The organism is Streptomyces sp. Y2F8-2, from assembly GCF_014905555.1.
GTDB lineage: Bacteria > Actinomycetota > Actinomycetes > Streptomycetales > Streptomycetaceae > Streptomyces > Streptomyces cynarae.
The window spans coordinates 90,692-111,281 of the sequence record NZ_BNGS01000016.1; the positions used below are offsets into that span (position 1 = coordinate 90,692).

Annotated in this window: 19 protein-coding genes, 1 rRNA gene and 1 riboswitch; of the genes, 5 read left to right on the top strand and 15 right to left on the bottom strand. The window is 69.9% G+C overall.

Going from position 1 to position 20,590, the window contains the following annotated elements; translation table 11 throughout:
* Window positions 1–37 precede the first annotated feature (37 nt).
* Window positions 38–700 carry a PadR family transcriptional regulator gene (locus tag SY2F82_RS37285; protein ID WP_200423531.1) on the bottom strand — a complete coding sequence of 221 codons (663 nt, stop codon included), beginning with the start codon at window positions 698–700 and terminating at the stop codon, window positions 38–40.
* Window positions 701–969: 269 nt separating this feature from the next.
* Here SY2F82_RS37285 and SY2F82_RS37290 point away from each other — a divergent pair, with 269 nt between their 5' ends.
* On the top strand, window positions 970–1,302 hold the full coding sequence (locus SY2F82_RS37290) for an SMI1/KNR4 family protein (protein ID WP_200423532.1): 333 nt from the start codon (window positions 970–972) through the stop codon (window positions 1,300–1,302).
* Between the two features lie 9 nt (window positions 1,303–1,311).
* Window positions 1,312–2,121: a PhzF family phenazine biosynthesis protein gene (locus SY2F82_RS37295; protein WP_200423533.1), complete on the top strand. Its 810-nt coding sequence runs from the start codon at window positions 1,312–1,314 to the stop codon at window positions 2,119–2,121.
* Between the two features lie 49 nt (window positions 2,122–2,170).
* Here SY2F82_RS37295 and SY2F82_RS37300 read toward each other — a convergent pair whose 3' ends face one another.
* Together SY2F82_RS37300 and SY2F82_RS37305 are read right to left on the bottom strand one after the other, a co-directional pair.
* Entirely contained in the window at window positions 2,171–2,971 is an 801-nt protein-coding gene (locus SY2F82_RS37300; RefSeq protein WP_200423534.1) for a CPBP family intramembrane glutamic endopeptidase, read from the bottom strand.
* 148 nt (window positions 2,972–3,119) lie between these two features.
* On the bottom strand, window positions 3,120–4,637 hold the full coding sequence (locus tag SY2F82_RS37305) for a glutamate-cysteine ligase family protein (protein WP_200423535.1): 1,518 nt from the start codon (window positions 4,635–4,637) through the stop codon (window positions 3,120–3,122).
* A 544-nt stretch (window positions 4,638–5,181) separates the two neighbouring features.
* Here SY2F82_RS37305 and SY2F82_RS37310 point away from each other — a divergent pair.
* Window positions 5,182–5,766, top strand: a complete 585-nt coding sequence (locus tag SY2F82_RS37310) for a hypothetical protein (RefSeq protein WP_200423536.1) — start codon at window positions 5,182–5,184, stop codon at window positions 5,764–5,766.
* 403 nt (window positions 5,767–6,169) lie between these two features.
* On the top strand, window positions 6,170–6,376 hold the full coding sequence (locus SY2F82_RS37315; protein ID WP_200423537.1) for a DUF5999 family protein: 207 nt from the start codon (window positions 6,170–6,172) through the stop codon (window positions 6,374–6,376).
* A gap of 90 nt (window positions 6,377–6,466) precedes the next feature.
* Here the strand turns inward: SY2F82_RS37315 and gcvP are convergent, their stop codons facing one another.
* Window positions 6,467–9,352, bottom strand: a complete 2,886-nt coding sequence (gene gcvP, locus SY2F82_RS37320) for an aminomethyl-transferring glycine dehydrogenase (protein ID WP_200423538.1) — start codon at window positions 9,350–9,352, stop codon at window positions 6,467–6,469.
* A gap of 177 nt (window positions 9,353–9,529) precedes the next feature.
* A riboswitch (glycine riboswitch) is annotated at window positions 9,530–9,625 on the bottom strand.
* 126 nt (window positions 9,626–9,751) lie between these two features.
* On the opposite strand from gcvP, the gene SY2F82_RS37325 reads away from it, so the two are divergent.
* Window positions 9,752–10,120, top strand: coding sequence for a PRC-barrel domain-containing protein (locus SY2F82_RS37325; protein ID WP_200423539.1), 369 nt, complete (start codon window positions 9,752–9,754; stop codon window positions 10,118–10,120).
* Between the two features lie 37 nt (window positions 10,121–10,157).
* Here SY2F82_RS37325 and SY2F82_RS37330 read toward each other — a convergent pair whose 3' ends face one another.
* The 11 genes from SY2F82_RS37330 to rrf form a co-directional block, all read right to left on the bottom strand.
* Complete coding sequence (locus tag SY2F82_RS37330; protein ID WP_200423540.1) at window positions 10,158–11,543, bottom strand: DNA polymerase IV; 1,386 nt, start codon at window positions 11,541–11,543, stop codon at window positions 10,158–10,160.
* A gap of 54 nt (window positions 11,544–11,597) precedes the next feature.
* Window positions 11,598–12,233 (bottom strand): MerR family transcriptional regulator, encoded by a 636-nt coding sequence (locus SY2F82_RS37335; protein WP_200423541.1) that lies wholly within the window; start codon window positions 12,231–12,233, stop codon window positions 11,598–11,600.
* 392 nt (window positions 12,234–12,625) lie between these two features.
* Window positions 12,626–13,099, bottom strand: a complete 474-nt coding sequence (locus SY2F82_RS37340) for a bifunctional nuclease family protein (RefSeq protein ID WP_004002801.1) — start codon at window positions 13,097–13,099, stop codon at window positions 12,626–12,628.
* An 83-nt stretch (window positions 13,100–13,182) separates the two neighbouring features.
* Window positions 13,183–13,938, bottom strand: a complete 756-nt coding sequence (locus tag SY2F82_RS37345) for a MerR family transcriptional regulator (protein WP_200423542.1) — start codon at window positions 13,936–13,938, stop codon at window positions 13,183–13,185.
* Between the two features lie 19 nt (window positions 13,939–13,957).
* Window positions 13,958–14,830, bottom strand: coding sequence for an FHA domain-containing protein (locus tag SY2F82_RS37350; protein WP_200423543.1), 873 nt, complete (start codon window positions 14,828–14,830; stop codon window positions 13,958–13,960).
* A 61-nt stretch (window positions 14,831–14,891) separates the two neighbouring features.
* Window positions 14,892–15,773: a DUF881 domain-containing protein gene (locus SY2F82_RS37355; protein ID WP_200423544.1), complete on the bottom strand. Its 882-nt coding sequence runs from the start codon at window positions 15,771–15,773 to the stop codon at window positions 14,892–14,894.
* Window positions 15,774–15,778: 5 nt separating this feature from the next.
* A complete protein-coding gene (locus tag SY2F82_RS37360) occupies window positions 15,779–16,111 on the bottom strand; it encodes a small basic family protein (RefSeq protein WP_019708255.1) in 333 nt (110 codons plus the stop codon).
* Window positions 16,108–17,004 carry a DUF881 domain-containing protein gene (locus SY2F82_RS37365; protein ID WP_236042039.1) on the bottom strand — a complete coding sequence of 299 codons (897 nt, stop codon included), beginning with the start codon at window positions 17,002–17,004 and terminating at the stop codon, window positions 16,108–16,110. Before SY2F82_RS37365 ends, SY2F82_RS37360 begins: the two co-directional genes overlap by 4 nt.
* 108 nt (window positions 17,005–17,112) lie before the next feature.
* The gene (locus tag SY2F82_RS37370; RefSeq protein WP_103840191.1) at window positions 17,113–19,608 is read right to left on the bottom strand and encodes a mannose-1-phosphate guanyltransferase; all 2,496 of its coding nucleotides are present in this window, start codon (window positions 19,606–19,608) and stop codon (window positions 17,113–17,115) included.
* A gap of 105 nt (window positions 19,609–19,713) precedes the next feature.
* Entirely contained in the window at window positions 19,714–20,331 is a 618-nt protein-coding gene (locus SY2F82_RS37375; protein WP_200423546.1) for a CDP-alcohol phosphatidyltransferase family protein, read from the bottom strand.
* 160 nt (window positions 20,332–20,491) lie between these two features.
* A 5S ribosomal RNA gene (gene rrf, locus SY2F82_RS37380) occupies window positions 20,492–20,590 on the bottom strand; the annotation flags it as partial.

The window sequence follows — 20,590 nt, forward strand, 5'->3', positions numbered from 1 at the left end:
ACGCGGTGCCGCGGGGCGCCCTCACCTCACCGCGTCGTCAGTGCTCGTCGGCGAGGATCAGGTACAGCTTCTTGCGGGCCTCGTTGATGACCGCGAGGGCCTTGTCGCGCTGGTCCTTGTCACCGGTCTTCCAGACCTGGCCGAACGCCTCCATCAGACCGACTCCGGCCTGCCGGATCTCGTGCAGCGCCTCCCAGTCGACACCGCGCGAGGCCTCCTCCCAGGGGGCGTCCGGACCCTCGTCGGCCGCGGCGCGACCCGGCTCGGTGAGCGAGAAGAGCTTCTTGCCGCCCTCGCTCTCACTGGCGATCAGACCCTCGTCCTCCAGCAGTTGGAGGGTCGGGTAGACCGAGCCCGGGCTGGGCTTCCACGCCCCGCCGCTGCGCTCGGCGATCTCCTGGATCATCTCGTAGCCGTGCATGGGCCGGTCCTTGAGCAGGGCCAGGATCGACGCGCGTACGTCACCGCGTCGCGCCCTGCCCCGCGGTCCGCCCCGGCCGCGCCCGCCCCACGGTCCGCCCGGGCCGAAGAAGCCCGGGCCGAAGAAGCCCGGTCCGCCGAAGCCGGGGCCGCCGGGTCCGCCCGGCCCGAAGGGACCGAAGGCTCCACGGCGACCATCGAAGCCGCCCCTCATGTGGTGCCCGGGACCGCCGTGGTGTCCGTGTCGTTCGTATCCGAAGTCCTGTCCATGGGAACGCATGGCAATCACTCCATTCCATCGTTGATCTGTCGCGATGCTTCAACGATATATCGGGACTGTTCACAGGACAAGGCCCTGCCGAAGCTCGGTTCCCGGTGTCGTCGAACTCTGACCGCCTGGCCAATCGAACGTCGACGGATGCGAGTTGGTGTTGTGATCGAAGATTGATCGCCCCGGTCAGAGGCCCTGCTGCGGAAGCCGGCAGCCGACGGTCGCGTAGCGGGAGGCGCGGCGGGCCGGAGCGCGGACGTCCTTGTTACGGTCGCTGGATGGCGAACTGGGACGAGGACGGCGTCCGCGCACGGATACGGGAGAGGGCCGCACGGGACCCGGAGCGGGAGCGTTTCGGGGCGCGCACGCATCGGTACGCGCTGGCGCCGCAGCTGCCGCAGAGGGAGATCCGGGCGTTCGAGGAATCCCACGGCACGGCTCTCCCGGTGGAGTACCGGTCCTTCGTCGCGGAGGTGGGCAACGGCCCGGCCGGGCCCGGGCACGGCCTGATGCCGTTGACCGTCCCACGCGGCGGCCGCCGACCGCCGGCCGCCGACACCAGTCCAGCCGCCCCGAATTGGCCTTGGCCCGCCCTGCCGATGGGCCTCTAGCGTCGGCCCATGCGGATTCGTATCGTCGACGCCTTCGCCGACCGCCCCTTCGCCGGCAACCCGGCCGGTGTCCTCCTCCTCGACTCGTTCCCGGACGACGACTGGCTCCAGAACGTGGCCCGCGAGGTCAACCACGCCGAGACCGCCTTCGCGCACCGTCTGCCCGAGGGAGGCGAGGCGGACTGGGCGCTGCGCTGGTTCACCCCCACCACCGAGGTCGCCCTCTGCGGCCACGCGACCCTGGCCACCGCCCACGTCCTGCACACCACGGGCGCGCACGAGGGCCCCGTACGATTCGCCACCCGCAGCGGCGTCCTCCGCGCCGCGCCGCACGAGGACGGTTCGGTCACCCTGGACTTCCCCACCGCGCCGCTCACCCACGTCGAGATCCCCGACGGCGTGGCCGAGGCCCTCGGCGCCCAGCCCCGCACCGCGGTCGACACCGGGCCGGGGGTCGGTGACCTGGTCCTCGAGCTCGCCGACGAGAAGACGGTCCTCGGCCTCACCCCGGATCTCCGGGCCCTCGCTCGCCACTCACGACGCGGCATCATCGCCACCGCTCGCGCCGAGGATCCCTCCCGCGGGTACGACTTCGTCTCGCGCTGCTTCTTCCCCAACGTCGGCATCGACGAGGACCCGGTCACCGGCAGCGCCCACACCGCCCTCGCCCCCTACTGGTCCGAGCGCCTCGGCCGCCCCGACCTCACCGGGCTGCAGGCCTCCCCGCGCTCCGGCCGCGTCCGCACCGAACTCCGCGGCGACCGCACCCTGCTCACCGGCCACGCGGTCACCGTCATCGAGGGCGAACTGCTCGCATAACGGCACACCAGGGGCCCGCGACGCCCTCGTGCGCCCCTGTCCGGCCCGTTCACGCCGTCGGCAGCCAGCCCACCTTCCCCGCCAGCAGCGCGTACCCCACGAACGCCCCGATGTCGAGCAGTGAGTGGGCCACCACCAGGGGGCCGACCCGCCCCCAGCGCCGGTAGAGGTAGACGAAGACCACGCCCATCACCATGTTGCCGAAGCACCCGCCGATGCCCTGGTACAGGTGGTAGGAGCCGCGCAGCACCGAGCTGGCCACCAGGGCGGTGCCGGGGGTCCAGCCCAGCTGGCCCAGCCGGCGCAGCAGATAGCCGACGACGATGACCTCTTCGAGGACGGCGTTCTGCACCGCCGACAGGATCAGAACGGGGAACTTCCACCACACGTTCGGCAGCGCCTCGGGCACCACCGTCAGGTTGGCGCCCAGCCCCCGGGCTGCCAGGTAGAAGGCGACGCCCGTGGAGCCGATCACCGCCGCGATCGCCGCCCCGCGCCCGAGGTCCGGCCACGGCCTCCTCCTGTCGAAGCCGAGCGTGCGCAGCGACGCGCCCTCCCGCAGCAGGAAGTGCGCGACCAGCGCCACCGGGACCAGCGCGGTGGCGATCCCGAAGAGCTGCCAGGCGAGATCGAGCCAGGGGCGGCCGGGCGCGGCCGAGGCGTTCATGGTGGCCGCCTGGTCCTTGAGCCCGCCGGGTTTGGTGACCGACCCGACAAAGCTGATCAGCGCGGAGACCCCGCTCGCCCCGAGCGAGAGCCCCAGCACCAGCAGCGTCTCGGCACGGAAAATCCGTCGTGTCGGTCCTTCCGCCGTAAAGGAATCGGCCACCGACCCTGCCTCCACCCGCACTCCGCCTCCAGTTGAGCGATCCCGCCTCGTCCCCATCTTCTGCCATACGGCTGTGTACGGGCACGGGGCTCAACAGGGAGGGGCTGCTCGTCAGGGGAGACGGACCGAGATGACCGTGCGGCCGGTCAGCCCGGCCGCACGGGATCACTCACCTCACGCCCGCCGGTTCCGGTAACCCGACCGGCCAGGTGTGGACCGGCTCTCCGGCGTGCATCAGCTCGCGGTACCGCACAGTCGTCGCGGCCAGCGCGGCGTCCCGGTCCAGCCCCCGCTCCAGGGCCCGGTGGAACATGGCCGCCTGCCAGCTCGCGCCGTTGACCCGCCGCCGGCACCGTTCCTCGATCACTCCCAGGTAGAAGTCCCGGTCGGCGGGTTCGACTCCCCATGCGTCCAGTCCCGCCTCGGCGAGCGGCAGCAGTTCGTCGCGCACCAGGTCCACGGCCGCCACCTCGGTGGTCCCGCCGTACCGGCCGCGCTTGGGCCACTGCAGGCGTGCCTCGACGCCATACCGGCAGGCCGTGTCGAAGTTGGCGGCGGCGGCCTCGAACGGCAGCCGTGTCCACACCGGCCGGGTTTCCTCGGCGAGGGCGCGGACCACGCCGTAGTAGAAGGCCGCGTTGGCGATCACATCGGTCACGGTGGGTCCCGCGGGCAGCACCCGGTTCTCCACCCGCAGATGCGGGACGCCGTCCGCGATGCCGTAGACGGGTCGGTTCCAGCGGTAGATGGTGCCGTTGTGCAGGACCAGTTCCGCGAGCTTCGGGACGCCTCCCTCGTCCAGGACGCGCAGGGGTTCCTCTTCGTCGCAGATCGGCAGCAGCGCCGGGAAGTAGCGCAGATTCTCCTCGAACAGGTCCTGGGCCGAGGTGATCCAGCGCTCCCCGAACCAGGTCCGCGGCCGCACACCCTGCGCCTGGAGTTCCGGCGGCCGGGTGTCGGTGGACTGCTGGAACAGCGGCGGCCGGGACTCGCGCCACAGCTCACGTCCGAACAGGAACGGAGAGTTGGCGCCGAGCGCGACCTGCACCGCCGCGACCGCCTGGGCCGCGTTCCACAGGTCCGCGAAGCGGTTCGGGGTGACCTGGAGGTGCAGCTGGACCGAGGTGCAGGCGGCCTCGGGCGTGATGGACCGCGCGCTGCACTCGAGCCGTTCGACACCCTCGATGTCGAGCCGGAAGTCCTCGCCGCGCGCGGCCACGATCTGGTCGTTGAGCAGGGTGTAGCGGTCGACCGCGGAGAGGTTGGAGGAGACCAGGTCGTCGCGGTCGAGCGTCGGAAGGATGCCGATCATCAGGATCGAGGCATCCAGCTCGTTCGCTTTCCGGTCGGCATAGGCGAGCGAGATCCGCAGCTCCTCGGCGAGCCGGTCGAAAACCCGGTCTCCCAACCTGTGTGGAGCTATGTTGACCTCGAGGTTGAACATGGCGAGTTCTGTTTGGAAATCTCGGCTCGCAATCCTTTCCAGAACCTGGGCGTTCATCATTCTCGGAGTCCCGTCCTGCCCGACGAGATTCAACTCGATCTCCAGGCCCATCAGGTTCTTGGGGCCATCGAACCGCTTCTCCTCCAGCAGTCGCGCAAGTCCCGTCAGGCACTGCCTGAGCTTGTCGCGGTAGTGCTGGCGATCGGACAGGTCGAACGGCCCTGCCACGACCTTCTCTCCCATCGAAGCGTCCCTCCTGAGATGGGCAGGCCGACGTTACGGCCGCTGCTGTCCGGGGTCACGGGGGATGATGCCCAGGCAACGCGATCGATAACGTCCCTGTTGCGACCGTCACCCGCTACGCTGGAGGCGGCGCACGCCCGGGCACATTCACGAGGCATGGAGCAGGACGCAGTTTCACAGTGCAACCGTGTCGTGAAAAACGCCGACGAGAATCAGCCGACCGCCACGGACAAGTATTCCGAGGTCGCCGCGCCGATGCCTGCGCAGGACCGGGACGAACCCCGCTTTATCGCCGACCGGATATCACCTTGCCGACATAAGCGCGTCGTTCCGATGAAACAGCGCATGAACACGCGTCGTATAAACTTTGCGCACGGGGCAGAGAGTTGGCGCTCACGGTTCGGGCCCTGTCGTCAAAGCGCCGCCATTCGTCCGGGCTCGGTCACCCCCCTTCCCTCCCTCTGACCCCGAGAGCTGACAGCGCCGTCCGCCCGCCCACCGCGCCCTCGCGCCCCTTTGCCTGTCGAATGAGAGGCGACCCACCATGCAGCTGCATGTCCCTCAGGCTCCCGCGCCCGCTCTCCGCTCCGTCCTCACGGCACTCGGTTCCCCCACCGCGGTCCGGGAGGCTCCCACTCCCTCCCTGCGCACGGCCCAGGGACCCGCGACCCCCGAACTTCCGCTGCCGGTCCATGTCCTGGACCGGATCACCCCGGCCGGCGCGGCCACCCGGCTCGCCGGGTGGCGATTCCTCATCCGCTCCGGGGGCCGCGCCGTGGCCGCCGCCGAGACCATGCTGACGCCCGACGGCTGGGCCTTCTCGCACTTCTTCGAGGGCCCGTACGTCGCCGCCACCGAGCGCGCCGTGCTCCAGGCGGAGACCTCGCTGACCGAGCCCTACCAGGCCCGGCTGCTGTCCGTGCCGGAGCTGTACATGCTCACCCTGTGGCTGCACGGCGACTGCACCGCCGACGGCGCGACGGGCCATCCCGCCGCGAACGACCTCCTGGTGCCGCTCGCCCCCGCGCCGCCCGGCATCGCGGCGCACCGCCCGCACCGCGTCGCCGACCTCCTGCCGATCCTGACCCTCCGGATCACCCGCACGCCGCTGCTCGGCCAGCCGGCATAGCTTCCGGGTCTCCTCTCACCGTGCCCCGCCGCCGGAGACGGCCGCGGGGCACGTCGCATGTTCGGCCCATCGAACACCTCCCGCTCCCCTCGCTCGTCCGTGCACCATCACGCTCGTACGAGGGGCGACGTGCGGGTCGGTCCCGTACGGACTAGCCCCTTCCGGCCACCCCGAACCATCCGAAGTGACCCTGCGGTCGAGCTGAACCGTCCGGGCGGGGCATGCGTCATGAACCTGTGAGGAGCGGTGCTGCGAAATCCCTGCGGATCGACGCCCGTGGGGCAACACTGGGTTCCGACCGACGTATCACCGACGGGGGGCGGCGATGAGCGACACCACGAGCCGCAGGACAGACACGACAGCCATCTCACACATACCGACAGAGCGAAAGATCCCCACCACCATGTGCCAGCACCAGCCACCGTGCCCGACCGCCGAATCCGCCGACCGGGAGTCCGCCCGTCTCGTGGCGCACCACCCGGAGCAGGGATGGAGCCTGCTGTGCAACGGCGTGCTCCTGTTCGAGGACACCGGTGAGCTTCTGCCGGACGGCCAGATCATCGCCCCGCACCGCCCGCTGGGCATCGACCAGGTGATGACAGCCGCCTGAGCGCGCACCAGGGCATCCGCTGCCCTGACACACGAGGGGCCGGCCGGAGACACACGCTCCGCACCGGCCCCGACGCAGGTCCGAGGGTGATCACTCCTCGTAGGCGTCCAGCGGCGGGCAGGAGCAGACCAGGTTCCGGTCGCCGAAGGCCTGGTCGATGCGGCGCACCGGCGGCCAGTACTTGTCCGCGGCCGACACACCGGCCGGGAAGACGGCCTCCTGACGCGTGTAGGCGTGCTTCCACTCCCCGCCCAGCGCCGCCGCCGTGTGCGGCGCGTTGCTCAGCGGGTTGTCCTCCGCCGGCCACTCGCCCGAGCCGACCTTCTCGATCTCCGCACGGATCGCGATCATCGCGTCGCAGAACCGGTCCAGCTCTGCCAGGTCCTCCGACTCGGTGGGCTCGATCATCAGCGTGCCGGCCACCGGGAACGACATCGTCGGCGCGTGGAAGCCGTAGTCGATGAGCCGCTTGGCGACGTCGTCCACGGTCACGCCGGTCGCCTTGGTCAGCGGCCGCAGGTCGATGATGCACTCGTGTGCGACCAGACCTCCGGGGCCGGTGTAGAGGACCGGGTAGTGCGGCTCCAGACGCTTGGCGATGTAGTTCGCGGACAGCACGGCCACCTGCGTGGCGCGCTTGAGGCCCTCGCCGCCCATCAGCCGGACGTACGCCCAGGAGATCGGCAGGATGCCCGCGGAGCCCCAGGGGGCGGCCGAGATCGGGCCCACGCCCGTCTGCGGACCGGCCTCGGGCTGCAGCGGGTGGTTCGGCAGATACGGCGCCAGGTGCTCGCGGACCGCCACCGGGCCGACGCCCGGGCCACCGCCGCCGTGCGGGATGCAGAACGTCTTGTGCAGGTTCAGGTGCGAGACGTCGCCGCCGAAGTGGCCCGGCTTGGCGAGGCCGACCAGCGCGTTGAGGTTGGCACCGTCGACGTAGACCTGTCCGCCCGCCTCGTGCACGGCCGCGCAGATGTCGGCGACGTGCTCCTCGAACACTCCGTGCGTGGACGGGTACGTGATCATCAGCACCGACAGCTCGTCGCGGTACTGCTCGATCTTGGCCCGCAGGTCCTCCACGTCGATCTCGCCGTCCTCGGCGGTCTTCACCACGACGACCTTCATCCCGGCCATGACGGCGCTGGCGGCGTTGGTGCCGTGCGCGGAGGAGGGGATGAGGCAGACGGTACGCCGGTCGTCGCCGTTGGCGCGGTGGTAGCCGCGCACGGCCAGCAGGCCTGCCAGCTCCCCCTGGGAGCCGGCGTTGGGCTGGAGGGAGACCTTGTCGTAGCCGGTGACCTCGGCGAGACGTTCCTCAAGCTCGTGGATGAGCGTGAGGTAGCCCTGGGCCTGCTCGGCGGGCGCGAACGGGTGCAGCTGACCGAACTCGGGCCAGGTGACCGGCTCCATCTCGGTGGTCGCGTTGAGCTTCATGGTGCAGGAGCCCAGCGGGATCATGCCGCGGTCGAGCGCGTAGTCACGGTCGGCCAGCCTGCGCAGGTAGCGCAGCATCGCGGTCTCGGAGCGGTGCTGGTGGAAGACCGGATGGGCGAGGTAGTCGTCGCTGCGCAGCAGGGCCTGCGGGAGCGCGTCCTCGATGGTGGCGTCCAGCGCGTCGATGTCGCCCCCGACGCCGAACGCGGTCCACACCGCGCGCAGCTGGGCCCGGCCGGTGGTCTCGTCGCAGGCGGCCGAGACGTGGTCGGCGTCGACGAGGCGCAGGTTGACGCCGTGCTCCCGGGCGGCGGCGACGACGTCGGCGGCCCGCCCCGGGACCCGGGCGGTGACGGTGTCGAAGTAGGCGCCGTGGACGACCTCGACCCCGCCGGCCGTCAGGCCCGCGGCGAGGACCGCCGTGTACCGGTGGGTGCGCCGGGCGATGTTCCGCAGGCCCTCGGGCCCGTGGTACACGGCGTACATGCCGGCCATCACGGCGAGCAGTACCTGAGCGGTGCAGATGTTGCTGGTCGCCTTCTCGCGACGGATGTGCTGCTCGCGCGTCTGAAGGGCGAGCCGGTACGCCTTGTGGCCGTCGGCGTCCACGGAGACTCCCACGAGCCTGCCGGGCAGGCTGCGGGCGAACTTCTCGTTCACCGCCATGTAGCCCGCGTGCGGGCCGCCGAAGCCCATCGGGACGCCGAAGCGCTGGGTGGTCCCGACGGCGATGTCGGCGCCGAGCTCGCCGGGCGACTTCAGCAGGGTCAGTGCGAGCAGGTCGGCGGCGACGGTGACGAGGGCGCCCAGCTGGTGGGCCTGGTCGATGAGGGGCTTGATGTCGCGTACGGCACCGGAGGCGCCCGGGTACTGAATCAGTACGCCGTTGATCTCCCGCTCGGCGACCTCGGCCGGGATGCCGGCACTGAGGTCGGCGACGACGACCTCGACACCGGTGGGCTCGGCGCGGGTCTGGATCACGGCGATGGTCTGCGGCAGCGCGTCCGCGTCTACCAGGAACAGGCCCTTCTTGTTCCTGCCCATGCGCCGGGACAGCGCCATGGCCTCGGCGGCGGCAGTGCCCTCGTCGAGCAGGGAGGCGCCGGAGGTCGGCAGACCGGTGAGGTCGGCGACCATGGTCTGGAAGTTGAGCAGGGCCTCCAGCCGGCCCTGGGAGATCTCCGGCTGGTAGGGCGTGTACGCGGTGTACCAGGCGGGGTTCTCCATCACGTTCCGCAGGATCACCGGGGGCGTGAAGGTCCCGTAGTAGCCGAGACCGATCATGGAGTCCAGGACCTGGTTGCGGTCGGCGAGGGAGCGCAGCTCGGCCAGCACCTCTGACTCGGTGCGCGCGCCCGGCAGGTCCAGGGCGTCGGCGTTCTTGATCACATCGGGCACCGCGGCGGCGGTCAGCTCGTCGAGCGAGCCGTAGCCGACGTGCGCGAGCATCTTGGCCCGCGCCTCCTGGTCGGGCCCGATGTGGCGGTGCTCGAACGGAGTGCCCTGTTCGAGCTCGGAGAGCGGGATGCGCTGGGCGGTCATTGCGGAGGCCTCCTGGTCTGACGCGACCTTTGAGGGGCACCACGGCGCGGGTACCCCGACGGCCTCCCCCTCTGTCATCTCGACCTGAGAGCTTCACCGGTCCGCCCGAAGGCTCGCCGGCTTTCACCGTCGGTGAGAGCGGAAGCCGTCGACACCCGCCCTGCTTTCCAGAGTGACCTCGTCCGTGCGGTACCTGGGCCTGAGAGATTCCGGGGAGGATTTGCTCCTTCGGCGCCTCCGGATCGCTCCGGAGGACTCTCCCGCACGGGGTCAACGGCCGCTTGCCAGACTACCAGCGAGGACGAGTCGGCAGCCTGCGCGGGAATCTTCAAGTGGCCGCCTTCCCGAATGTGCTCTTTCGTAGTGCTTACGGATGGGTTGCGACCAATTGGAGGGACCGTGCAGACCGACATCGATCCGCGGAATCTGATCGGCCGCAAGGCGTTCGACCGCAATGGCCACAAGATCGGCACGATCGACGAGGTGTACCTGGACGACGCGACGGGTGTACCGGAGTGGGCGGCGATACGGACCGGCCTGTTCGGCAGGGACGCGTTCGTCCCCCTGGAGCCCAGCGAACTGGTCGAGGGCGCGCTGTACGTCCCCTTCGAACGCGCCCTGATCAAGGAGGCCCCCGACTTCGGCGTCGGCCGCCACCTGTCCCCCGAACAGGAACTGCAGCTCTACCACCACTACGGCCTGGACGTCTCGGCACCGCCGCCGCCGGACCGTGACTTCGGCCGCTTGGCGGGGTCGGACGAGACGTGACACGTCAGGGGCAGACATCCGTGCCTGTTCACCGGTGTCAGACGCCCGTGCCCGTGGGGGCCGGGCGCTCCGCGATGTCGGGGACGTCGAGCACCAGGGGCAGCGGGTCCGCCGGCTCCAGCTGAGGGTCGTCGACGCTGAACGTGCGGACCCGGCCCGGCCCCGACTGCGGTGTCTCGAACCGCACGGTCACCCTGCCCAGTCCGCTGCCCTGCACCCATCCCGGCCCGTACTCGGGATGACGGACGTCGTGCCCCGCGAGCCAGACCCGCTCGGGTGGCGCCGCCGGCTCTTCGGCGAGGGGCTCCTCCGCCTCCGGGCGCTCCTCCGTCGTGGCCTCCCCCGCCGCCAGGTGGGCCTGGGCGAACAGGTCCTCCTGTGTGTAGTCGGCGAGTCCGCTGACCCCCACCCCCAGGAGCCGCACCCCGCCGGTCGTGTCCACGGGCTCCAGCAGCCGCGCCGCCGCCTCCCGCACCACCGCGGGATCGTCCGTGGGCCCCCTCAGGGTCTCGGACCGGGTCAGGGTGGAGAAGTCGTACCTCCGCACCTTCAGCACGATGGTCCGCCCCGACAACCCGGCGTCCCGCAGTCTGCGCACACACCGGTCCGCCAGCCGCTGCACCTCCAGGCCGATCCGCAGCCGGTCGTGGATGTCGACGTCGTACGTGTCCTCGACGGACACCGACTTGGCCTCCCGCTCGGCCACCACCGGCCGCTCGTCGTGCGCCAGCGCCATCGCGTACAGCGCCTGCCCGTGCGCCTTGCCGAGCAGCCGTACGAGCTCGTCCTCGCCCGCCTCTGCGATCTCGTCGATCGTGGTGATCCCGGCCCGCCGCAGGTGGTCACCGGTCGCCGGACCGACCCCCGGGAGCGTGCGCACCGGCATCGGACCGAGCAGTGCGCGCTCGGTACCCGGCCGTATCAGCACCAGGCCGTCCGGCTTGGCCTGCTCCGAGGCGATCTTGGCGAGCATCTTGGAGGCGGCGAGCCCCACGGACCCCGTCAGCCCGGTGGCGGCCCGGATGTCCGCGCGCAGCTTCACACCGACCCGTCGCGCCGACTCCTCGTCCCAGGCCGCTCCCCCGGCCTCCAGATCCACGAACGCCTCATCCAGGCTCAACGGCTCCACCAGCGGCGACAGGCCCCGCAGCAGGGACATCACCTGCTCGCTGATCCTGCGGTAGATCCCGAAGCGCGGCACCAGATAAGCGGCGTTGGGCGCGAGCCGGCGTGCCTGGGCCATGGGCATCGCCGAGTGCACCCCGAAGACCCGTGCCTCGTACGACGCCGTGGCCACCACTCCGCGCGGCCCCAGCCCGCCCACAATCACGGCCTTCCCGCGCAGGCTCGGCTTGGCTGCCTGCTCCACCGAGGCGTAGAAGGCATCCATGTCGAGGTGCAGGATGGTCGGCGCGGTTCTCACATTTCCGATGCTGCCCTACACCACTGACAATGCGGCCCTGCCGCGGCCTGCCTCTCAGACGGCCCGGTTGCGCCGCCGCGCCAGCTCGTCCGCCGGGTTGTGGCCCACGATCGTCTCGCCCGTGTCGACACGTTCACCGTGCAACTGCGACAGCGCGTTCTCCACGTCCCGCCACACGACGCCCACGGCGATGCCGAAGATGCCCTGCCCGCCCTGGAGCAGGGCGTGGACCTCGTCCGGGGACGTGCACTCGTAGACCGTCGCGCCGTCGCTCATCAGCGTCATCCGCTCCAGGTCGCGAAAACCCCGCTCCCTGAGGTGCTGGACCGCGGTACGGATGTTCTGCAGGGACACCCCGGTGTCGAGGAAACGCTTGACGATCTTCAGGACGACGACGTCGCGGAAGCTGTACAGCCGCTGCGTCCCCGACCCGTAGGCGGGACGCACGCTGGGTTCGACCAGACCGGTCCTCGCCCAGTAGTCCAGCTGCCGGTAGGTGATGCCCGCGGCGGCGCACGCCGTGGGGCCGCGATAGCCGATGTCCTCGGAAGCCGCCCCTCCGCCGCCCGGCACGGGCGTCGGCCGCTGAGGGGCGGAGCCGGCCGCGTTGCCGTGAAGCCGGTACGGACCGCTCTCCCCCAGACTGCGTCCAGGGGCACCCCCAGCCGTACCGCCGCCGCTGCTTCTCACGCCGACCTCCGTCCTTGACCTGCCTTCTCGACGGTAGGCAGTCACCACGGGTGCGTCAACGATCGCCACACTCGGCACGCCGAGTGATAATCACCCTAGGAGTGGTTTCCCGTGCCCTTCCGCGGGGAAAGGCTAGCCGAATGCTCTAGCGAGCCCCTCGAGGGCCGCGGACCCGGCCGCCTGCCTCTCTGTCACACCGCCCGACGGCCGGACGTGTCCTGGCTCCCGGCACACCCGCCTTCGTGTCCTGGGCCGCCCCCTTCAGCGCAGTGCGCAAGCCCACACCGCGGTCGGCATGCTCCGGCCCGTGCCCCGTAAAGGGACGCCGCAGACACACGACGAGCAAGCCGCGGGCGCCGCGTCGCCCGTCGGCCCAACCCCCTCAGGGACCGTCACTGGCTGCTGGTCCCGAAGTCCTCCGGTGAGATCTGGTCGAGGAACTCGCGGAACTTCTCGACCTCGTCCTCCTGCTCGTCCGGGATGGCGATCCCCGCGTCGTCCAGCACGCCGTCACTGCCGTAGATCGGCGTACCGGTGCGCAGCGCGAGCGCTATGGCGTCGGACGGGCGGGCGCTCACTTCGACACCGCTGGCGAAGACCAGCTCCGCGTAGAAGACGCCTTCACGCAGATCCGTGATGCGCACTTCCGTGAGCTCCTGCCCGACGGCCTCCAGCACGTCCTTGAACAGGTCGTGCGTCAGAGGTCGCGCGGGGGCCATGCCCTGCTGGGCGAACGCGATGGCCGTCGCCTCCCCGGGGCCGATCCAGATGGGGAGGTAGCGGTCGCCTCCCACTTCACGCAGGAGCACGATCGGCTGGTTGGAGGGCATCTCGACCCGGACACCTACGACATCGAGCTCGTTCACACAGCAACCCTAGGCCGTGCTCGGGATGTTTGGGTAGTCGGGCACAGAACGCCTGGCCGATCCGCCCACGGCGAACGCCCGGATCAGGGCAGCCGCACGCCCAGCGCGGACTGCACCAGCGCCGCGTGCAGTTTCACCGCGAGCCCCGCGAGCTCCTTCGTACGGGCCTCGGCATGCGCCCTGGTCTGTGGATTGCGGTGGCGGCGCAGCGGGGCGACGACCTGGTCCACCAAGCCGGCCTCGCGGTCCGCGGCCGCCTTCACCGCGCGCAGATGGCGTGGCTCGATGCCGTGCCGGCCCAGTTCCACCACGAGAGTGGCCACGGTGATCGCCTCGGCGTCGTACGTGCCGTCCGGCAGCGGCGCGAGCAGCCCGTACGACTCCCACTCCTGAAGCTGCTCGGCACCGATCCCGGCGGCCGTCAGCAACTCCTCGCGCCCGATCCGGGCGGGCGCGGGGCACTCGGGCTCGCCCAGGAGGTCTCCGAGCAACTCGCCCTCGGCGGTCTCCCCCGGCCGGCCCAGGGACGGCAGCCGCACCTCCTCGCCCCGCTCCAGGGCGTCCAGGTGCTCGCGGATCACCTTCAGCGGCAGATAGTGGTCCCGCTGCATCCTCAGCACCTGGCCGAGCCGCTCGACGTCACGCGCGCTGAACTTCCGGTACCCCGAAGGGGTCCGCTGCGGCTCGATGAGCCCCTCGGACTCCAGGAAACGGATCTTGGAGATGGTGACTTCGGGGAACTCCTCGCGCAGCACGTTCAGCACCGTGCCGATGCTCATCAGCCGGCCGTCCGCGGCGGCGGTGCCGCTGTCGGCACCGCCGCTCGGTGTGTGAAGCATGGACCCTTCCCCGCGCGGGTCAGATGCCCCGCTGGTTCGCGTAGAAGACCAGCCTGTACTTGCCGATCTGCACCTCGTCGCCGTTGTGGAGCGCGACCTGGTCGATGCGCTCCCGGTTGACGTACGTGCCGTTGAGGCTGCCGACGTCGGCGACCGTGAACGTGCCGTCCGAACCCCGGCGGAACTCGACGTGGCGGCGCGAGACGGTCACGTCGTCCAGGAAGATGTCGCTCTGCGGATGGCGCCCCGCCGTGGTCAGGTCGCTGTCCAGCAGGAAGCGGCTGCCCGAGTTCGGGCCCCGGCGCACCACCAGGAGCGCCGAGCCGAACGGCAGTGCCTCCACGGCGGCCTGCGCCTCGGGAGAAAGCGTCGGTACCGGCGTCTGGCCGGTGGCCTCCGCGTCGTAGGCCTCCAGGCCCGAGATGGAGATCGTGGACGTCGTCTCCGACGCACGCTCCGGGACCGCCCCGGCCCGCAGCGGCGCACCGCAGTTGGAGCAGAAGCGGCTGTTCTCCGCGTTGCGGTGACCGCACCGCGTACACACCAGGGCCGACATGTCCCGGAAACCTATGTCGCCGGACGCGGCAGGGTCAACAGACGGCGCGCCCTGACCTCCGGAAATGTGACCACCCGGACCACTGACCTGATCGCGGAACAGCGGCCGCTGGCCCTCCGCGTCTCCCGGCTGTGCGCGATGGCGGGCAGTCGCGTTGTCGCTGCCCTCTCGCGCGCTCTTGCCGAACAACTTCGCAAACAACTTCACGGGCGATTCCCCTTGACCGAAACAGACCCGCCCGTGGGGCAGGACGAACCCTGACTGCATACACCGGCCGACCCGGACACCTTCACAACGTCCGTTTCCACCAGACAGTTTCCACCACGCACCACCCAATCGGTGCGCCGACCCCCCGCAACCTCATGCCCCTGCCGGACGGCCTCCATGCACCCCCGGTTCACGGGGAGGACGACCGAGCGTAGTCAGGCCGCTTCGCCGCTCGCAAGGCGTCCACGATGATCTTCGTGGAACGCTCCACGATGACCGTGGCCTGCTCCTTCTCGAGAGTCTGCACCACGCCTCCGGGGATGTTGAGCGCCGGTTCGAGGTCCTGCGGTTTGCCGATGACCTTGAAACGATAGGGCTGGGTGATCTTGTTCCCGTCGACGCTGACACCTTTCCCGGCGTCCGCCAGGTAGGTGCCGGCGACGACCCGTACGCCGTTCACCTCTATCGCCTCCGCGCCGGCCGCGCGCAGCTCCTGGATCGCGTCGAGCAACATGTCCGCCTGGACCGACCCCTTCGTGTCCTGGATCGTCATCGTGATCCCGGGCCCTTCGGCGGCCACCGTGCCCGCAAGAATGCCGAGCTGTTTCTCCTTCTCGGCGGTCTGCTTGCGGGCCTCCTCGGCCCGGTCCGAGCTGTTCTCCAACTCGGCCCGCTGATCCTCGAGACCCTGCTTCTCGTCCTGAAGACGCTGCGTACGGTCGTCGAGTTCATCGAGGATGCGCACAAGATCCTCTTGGCGCGCGCCGCGCAGGGCACCGCTGCCGTCGCTGTTGGAGGCGACCTGGACGGCCAGGCCGAAGCCGAGTCCGAACAGCAGCACGGCCACGATGAGTTGGGCACGGCTCACGCGCGGCGGCCACAATCCCTGCACGAGACGCTGACGGCCGGTCAGCCCGGTGGCCCGCTCGTCGTCCGTCGTACCCGATGCCTCGGGGGCCGCAGCCGGCACCTCCTCGGCGGGCAGTTCCCTGCGCAGCCGGTGCTCGGGGGCCTGCGGCGGCTCGGTCGTCTCGTCCTCGTTCTCGTTCGCGTTCTCGATCTCGTTGCTCATCGGCCTCACGCCCGGAACACATGCCGGCGGATCGCCGCCGCGTTGGAGAAGATGCGGATGCCGAGGACGACCACCACACCGGTGGACAGCTGCGCGCCGACGCCCAACTTGTCGCCCAGGAACACGATCAGCGCCGCCACCACCACGTTGGACAGGAACGACACCACGAAGACCTTGTCGTCGAAGATGCCGTCGAGCATGGCCCGCAGACCACCGAACACGGCGTCGAGCGCCGCCACGACGGCGATCGGAAGGTAAGGCTCGACGACCGCCGGGACCTCGGGCCGGACCAACAGGCCGACCACCACTCCGACGACGAGGCCCAGTACCGCGATCACGATGTGCCCTTCTCTGTACTCGGTTGCGCTGTTCGTACGATCACACTGGGGGCGGCGGGCAGCCGGAGGTCACTCTCGGTGGAGATGCCGGTCCGGATCCCGTAGTTCTCCTGCAGCGCGTGCAGGTAGAGCCCGTCGGCACTGTTCTGGAACCGTGTGCTGAGCCGCTGCCCGTCCCCCACCGCGAGCACCGTGTACGGCGGCACCAGCGGTCTGTTGTCCACCAGTATCGCGTCACCCGCGGCCCTGATCGCCGACAGGGCCGTCAGCCGCTGCCCGTTGATCGCGATCGCCTCGGCACCCGACTCCCACAGACCGTTGACGACGCGCTGCATGTCCCGGTCGCGTACGCGCCCGGTGTCGGAGAAACCCGAGGTCTCACGCGGGTTGCCGCCGCCACCCGTGGTGGCTTCCTTGGCGTCGTCCACGACGAGCTTCACCCCAGGACCGTGCACCGCGACGGCTCCCGAGAGAATCCCGACCAGGTCGGCCGGGTCGCCGCCCCCGTCCTGCCGCAGGGCCGCGCGCTGCCGTGCGCTCACGTCGTCGCGCAGCTTGTCGACCTTGCCCTCGAGCTTGTCCGCGGCGGCGGTCTCCCGCTGGATGCGGTCGATGAGTTCCTGACGCTCCTTGGCGACCGTCGGCGCGGCGATCCGCGCCTGCGCGGCGCCCACGGTCACCACCAGCGCGGCGAGCACGAGACCTGCTGCGAGACCGAGCCTGGCCCGCACCGTCCTGGGCATGCCCGCAGCGCCCTCGGCTCTCTTCCGCGCGGCGGCCTCGGCGTATCCGTCGTCGAGGCTGTGGTCCATGACGTTGGTGAGCAACGACATGGAGGCGTCCGGGCGCGAGGGGCGCGTCGATGTGCTCCGAACGGGGGGCGGCTGCGGCATGCCGCACATCGTCGCACGTCGCGCGCGCTACCTCCGAATGGCCCCACACGCGTGCCGGACAGGCCCACTTGCGGGACACTTGTCCGGCACGCGCGCGTGCCGCGTGTTTCACCGTCCGGCGCTGTCCACGACGGTAGACCACTCGTCCAGCAGGGCCTGCGCGGAGGCGTCGTCGGGCCCTTCGGCCCACAGGTGGGTGACGGCCTCGGCCGGGTCCGGCAGCACCAGCACCCAGCGCCCGTCGGTCTCCACGACCCTTACGCCGTCGGTCGTGTCCACGAACCGGTCGCCTGCGGCCTCCACGACCCGGCGCATCACCAGTCCCTTGACGGCCCACGGAGTCGCGAGATCGCGCTTGAGGACGTGCGCCCGCGGAATCCGCGCGTCGATCTGGCTGAGAGTGAGCTGCGTCCGCGCCACCAGCCCGATCAGCCGTACGAACGCCGCCGTGCCGTCGAAGACGCTGCTGAACTCCGGCACGATGAACCCGCCACGGCCGTCGCCGCCGAAGATCGTCGACTCGTCGCGGCCCACGCGGGTGAGGTCGTCGGGCGAGGTGGTCGTCCACTCGACCTGCGTCCCGTGGTACGCCGCCACCTGCTCGGCGATCCTCGTCGTCGTCACCGGCAGCGCCACCCGCCCGCTGCGCCGCTCGGCGGCCACGAGATCGAGCATCACCAGCAGCGCCCGGTCGTCCTCGACGATCCGCCCCTTCTCGTCGACGAGCGACAGCCGCTCACCGACGGGGTCGAACCTGACGCCGAACGCGGCCCCCGACGACGCGACGATCTCACCGAGCCGTACCAGTCCGGCCCGCCGCGCTTCGGCGGACTCGGTGGGCCGGGACTCGTCCAGTCCGGGGTTGATCGTCAGGGAGTCCACGCCGAGCTTGCCGAGCAGGCTGGGGAGAACCAGCCCGGCACTGCCGTTCGAGGCATCCACGACGACCTTGAGGCCCGACTCGGCGATCCCCGTGGTGTCGACGCTCCGCAGCAGCGAACCGGTGTACGAGTCGAAGACGCTGGACGGGAAGTACAGGTCCCCGATCTCACCCGGGAAGGCCCGCCGGTACTCCTGCCGCGCGAACACCCGGTCCAGTTTGCGCTGACCGGCCTGGGACAGGTCGGCGCCCTGCCCGTCGAAGAACATGATGTCGACGGAGTCCGGCACGCCGGGCGACGTCCGGATCATGATGCCGCCGGCGCTGCCTCGCGCGGTCTGCTGCCGCGCCACGGGCAGCGGTACGTTCTCCAGGTCCCGTACGTCGATGGCGCTGGCCTGGAGCGCCGAGATGACCGCCCGCTTCAGCGCACGCGCGCCACGGGAGTGGTCACGTGCCGTGGTGACCGTCGAACCCTTCTTGAGGGTGGTGGCATACGCGCCGGCCAGCCGTACGGCCAGCTCCGGTGTGATCTCCACGTTCAGGATGCCGGACACACCGCGGGCACCGAAAAGGTGTGCCTGTCCGCGGGACTCCCAGATGACCGAGGTGTTGACGAAGGCGCCGGCCTCGATGGTCTTGAACGGGTACACCCGTACGTTGCCCTGGACGATGGACTCCTCGCCGATGAGGCACTCATCGCCGATCACCGCCCCGTCCTCGATCCGGGCCGCGCGCATGATGTCGGTGTTCTTGCCGACCACACAGCCCCGCAGATTGCTGTGCTGGCCGATGTACACGTTGTCGTGGACGACGGCCTTGTGCAGAAACGCCCCGCTCTTCACGACCACGTTCGAGCCGACGACGGTGTGTTCCCGTATTTCGGCACCGGCCTCCACCTTGGCGTAGTCACCGATGTAGAGCGGCCCCCGCAGCACGGCGTCGGGGTGTACCTCCGCGCCCTCCGCGACCCAGACGCCCGGGGAGATCTCGAAGCCGTCGATCTCGACGTCGACCTTGCCCTCCAGGACGTCGGCCTGGGCCTTCACATAGCTCTCGTGGGTGCCGACGTCCTCCCAGTAGCCCTCGGCGACATAGCCGTAGATCGGCTTGCCCTCCTTCATCAGCTGTGGGAAGACATCGCCGGACCAGTCGACCGGAACGTCGGGTTCGACGTAGTCGAAGACCTCGGGCTCCATCACGTAGATGCCCGTGTTCACGGTGTCGGAGAAGACCTGGCCCCAGGTCGGCTTCTCCAGGAAGCGCTCGACCTTTCCCTCGTCGTCGACGATGGTGATGCCGAATTCCAGCGGGTTGGGTACACGCGTCAGACAGACGGTGACCAGGGCGCCCTTTTCCTTGTGGAAATTGATCAGATCGGTGAGGTCGAAGTCGGTCAGGGCATCACCGGAGATCACCAGGAACGCGTCGTCCTTGAGTGCTTCCTCGGCGTTCTTGACGCTCCCGGCGGTACCGAGTGGCTTCTCCTCGTTGGCATATGTGAGCTCCATACCGAGCTCTTCGCCGTCACCGAAGTAGTTCTTGACGAGTGAGGCCAGGAACTGCACGGTTACGACGGTCTCGTTGAGCCCATGCCTTTTGAGCAGCCGCAGCACGTGCTCCATGATCGGCCGGTTGGCCACCGGCAGGAGCGGCTTGGGCATGCTCGAGGTCATGGGGCGAAGGCGCGTGCCTTCGCCTCCGGCCATCACGACGGCCTTCATGTCGGAAGCGTCCTCCTCCAAGAGACGACGGTCCAGCCGACTTCACCCGTCTAGATTGTCCCGCAGTTTCCCTGGGCGGGCCATCGAGCCGCGCGCGGCGGGCAATCAGTGGGCTGAATCGGCCACGGCGTCCGCCCTGACAAGTCGGCGGACTTGGACCACGTAGAGGACTCCTGCCCACCAATAGAGCGTTGTACCCCATCCGGCGAACGCCCATCCGAAAATAGCAGCGAGTGACGCGATCCATCCACTTCCGTCACTGAGGAGCAGCAGCGGGAAGGCGTACATCAGGTTGAAGGTGGCGGCCTTCCCTAGGAAGTTCACCTGAGGCGGCGGATAGCCGTGACGCCTGAGGATGCCCACCATCACCAGCAGAACCAACTCTCGCGCCACGAGTACACCGGTCAGCCAGAGAGGCAGAATGCCGCGCCAGGTGAGACCGAGCAGGGTCGAGGCGATGTAGAGCCGGTCGGCGGCGGGGTCGAGGAGCCGGCCGAGGCTGCTGATCTGGTTCCAGCGCCGGGCGAGCTTGCCGTCGAGATAGTCGCTGACGCCACTCAGCACCAGCACCAGCAGGGCCCAGCCGTCGCTCTTCGGCCCGCCGAACTCGGGCCTGAGGATCAGCCACAGGAAGACGGGCACGCCGACCAGCCGCGCCATGCTGAGGATGTTCGGGATGGTGAGGACGCGGTCCGTCTGGACACGGGTCTCCTGGACCTCCACCCGGGGGCCTCCTGCGGGAACGAACCAACGATGCTCCCTGACCTTACCCGGCGGGTTCGCGCCGGGGTGCGGAGGGGTTCCCTTGCGGCCCTGCCCAGGAGCCGACCCTGGAACGCAGAAAACCCCCGTGCCGAATAGCACGGGGGTTTTCTCAAGAATTGTTCGGCGGTGTCCTACTCTCCCACAGGGTCCCCCCTGCAGTACCATCGGCGCTGTAAGGCTTAGCTTCCGGGTTCGGAATGTAACCGGGCGTTTCCCT

Bases quoted from the DNA above. Each gene is read 5' to 3' on its own strand.
- SY2F82_RS37370 (WP_103840191.1), bottom strand. From the start codon at position 19,608: ATGAAGGCCGTCGTGATGGCCGGAGGCGAAGGCACGCGCCTTCGCCCC.
- SY2F82_RS37285 (WP_200423531.1), bottom strand. From the start codon at position 700: ATGCGTTCCCATGGACAGGACTTCGGATACGAACGACACGGACACCAC.
- SY2F82_RS37355 (WP_200423544.1), bottom strand. From the start codon at position 15,773: ATGAGCAACGAGATCGAGAACGCGAACGAGAACGAGGACGAGACGACC.
- SY2F82_RS37315 (WP_200423537.1), top strand. From the start codon at position 6,170: ATGTGCCAGCACCAGCCACCGTGCCCGACCGCCGAATCCGCCGACCGG.
- SY2F82_RS37310 (WP_200423536.1), top strand. From the start codon at position 5,182: ATGCAGCTGCATGTCCCTCAGGCTCCCGCGCCCGCTCTCCGCTCCGTC.
- SY2F82_RS37305 (WP_200423535.1), bottom strand. From the start codon at position 4,637: ATGGGAGAGAAGGTCGTGGCAGGGCCGTTCGACCTGTCCGATCGCCAG.
- SY2F82_RS37290 (WP_200423532.1), top strand. From the start codon at position 970: ATGGCGAACTGGGACGAGGACGGCGTCCGCGCACGGATACGGGAGAGG.
- gcvP (WP_200423538.1), bottom strand. From the start codon at position 9,352: ATGACCGCCCAGCGCATCCCGCTCTCCGAGCTCGAACAGGGCACTCCG.
- SY2F82_RS37365 (WP_236042039.1), bottom strand. From the start codon at position 17,004: ATGCCGCAGCCGCCCCCCGTTCGGAGCACATCGACGCGCCCCTCGCGC.
- SY2F82_RS37295 (WP_200423533.1), top strand. From the start codon at position 1,312: ATGCGGATTCGTATCGTCGACGCCTTCGCCGACCGCCCCTTCGCCGGC.
- SY2F82_RS37345 (WP_200423542.1), bottom strand. From the start codon at position 13,938: ATGCTTCACACACCGAGCGGCGGTGCCGACAGCGGCACCGCCGCCGCG.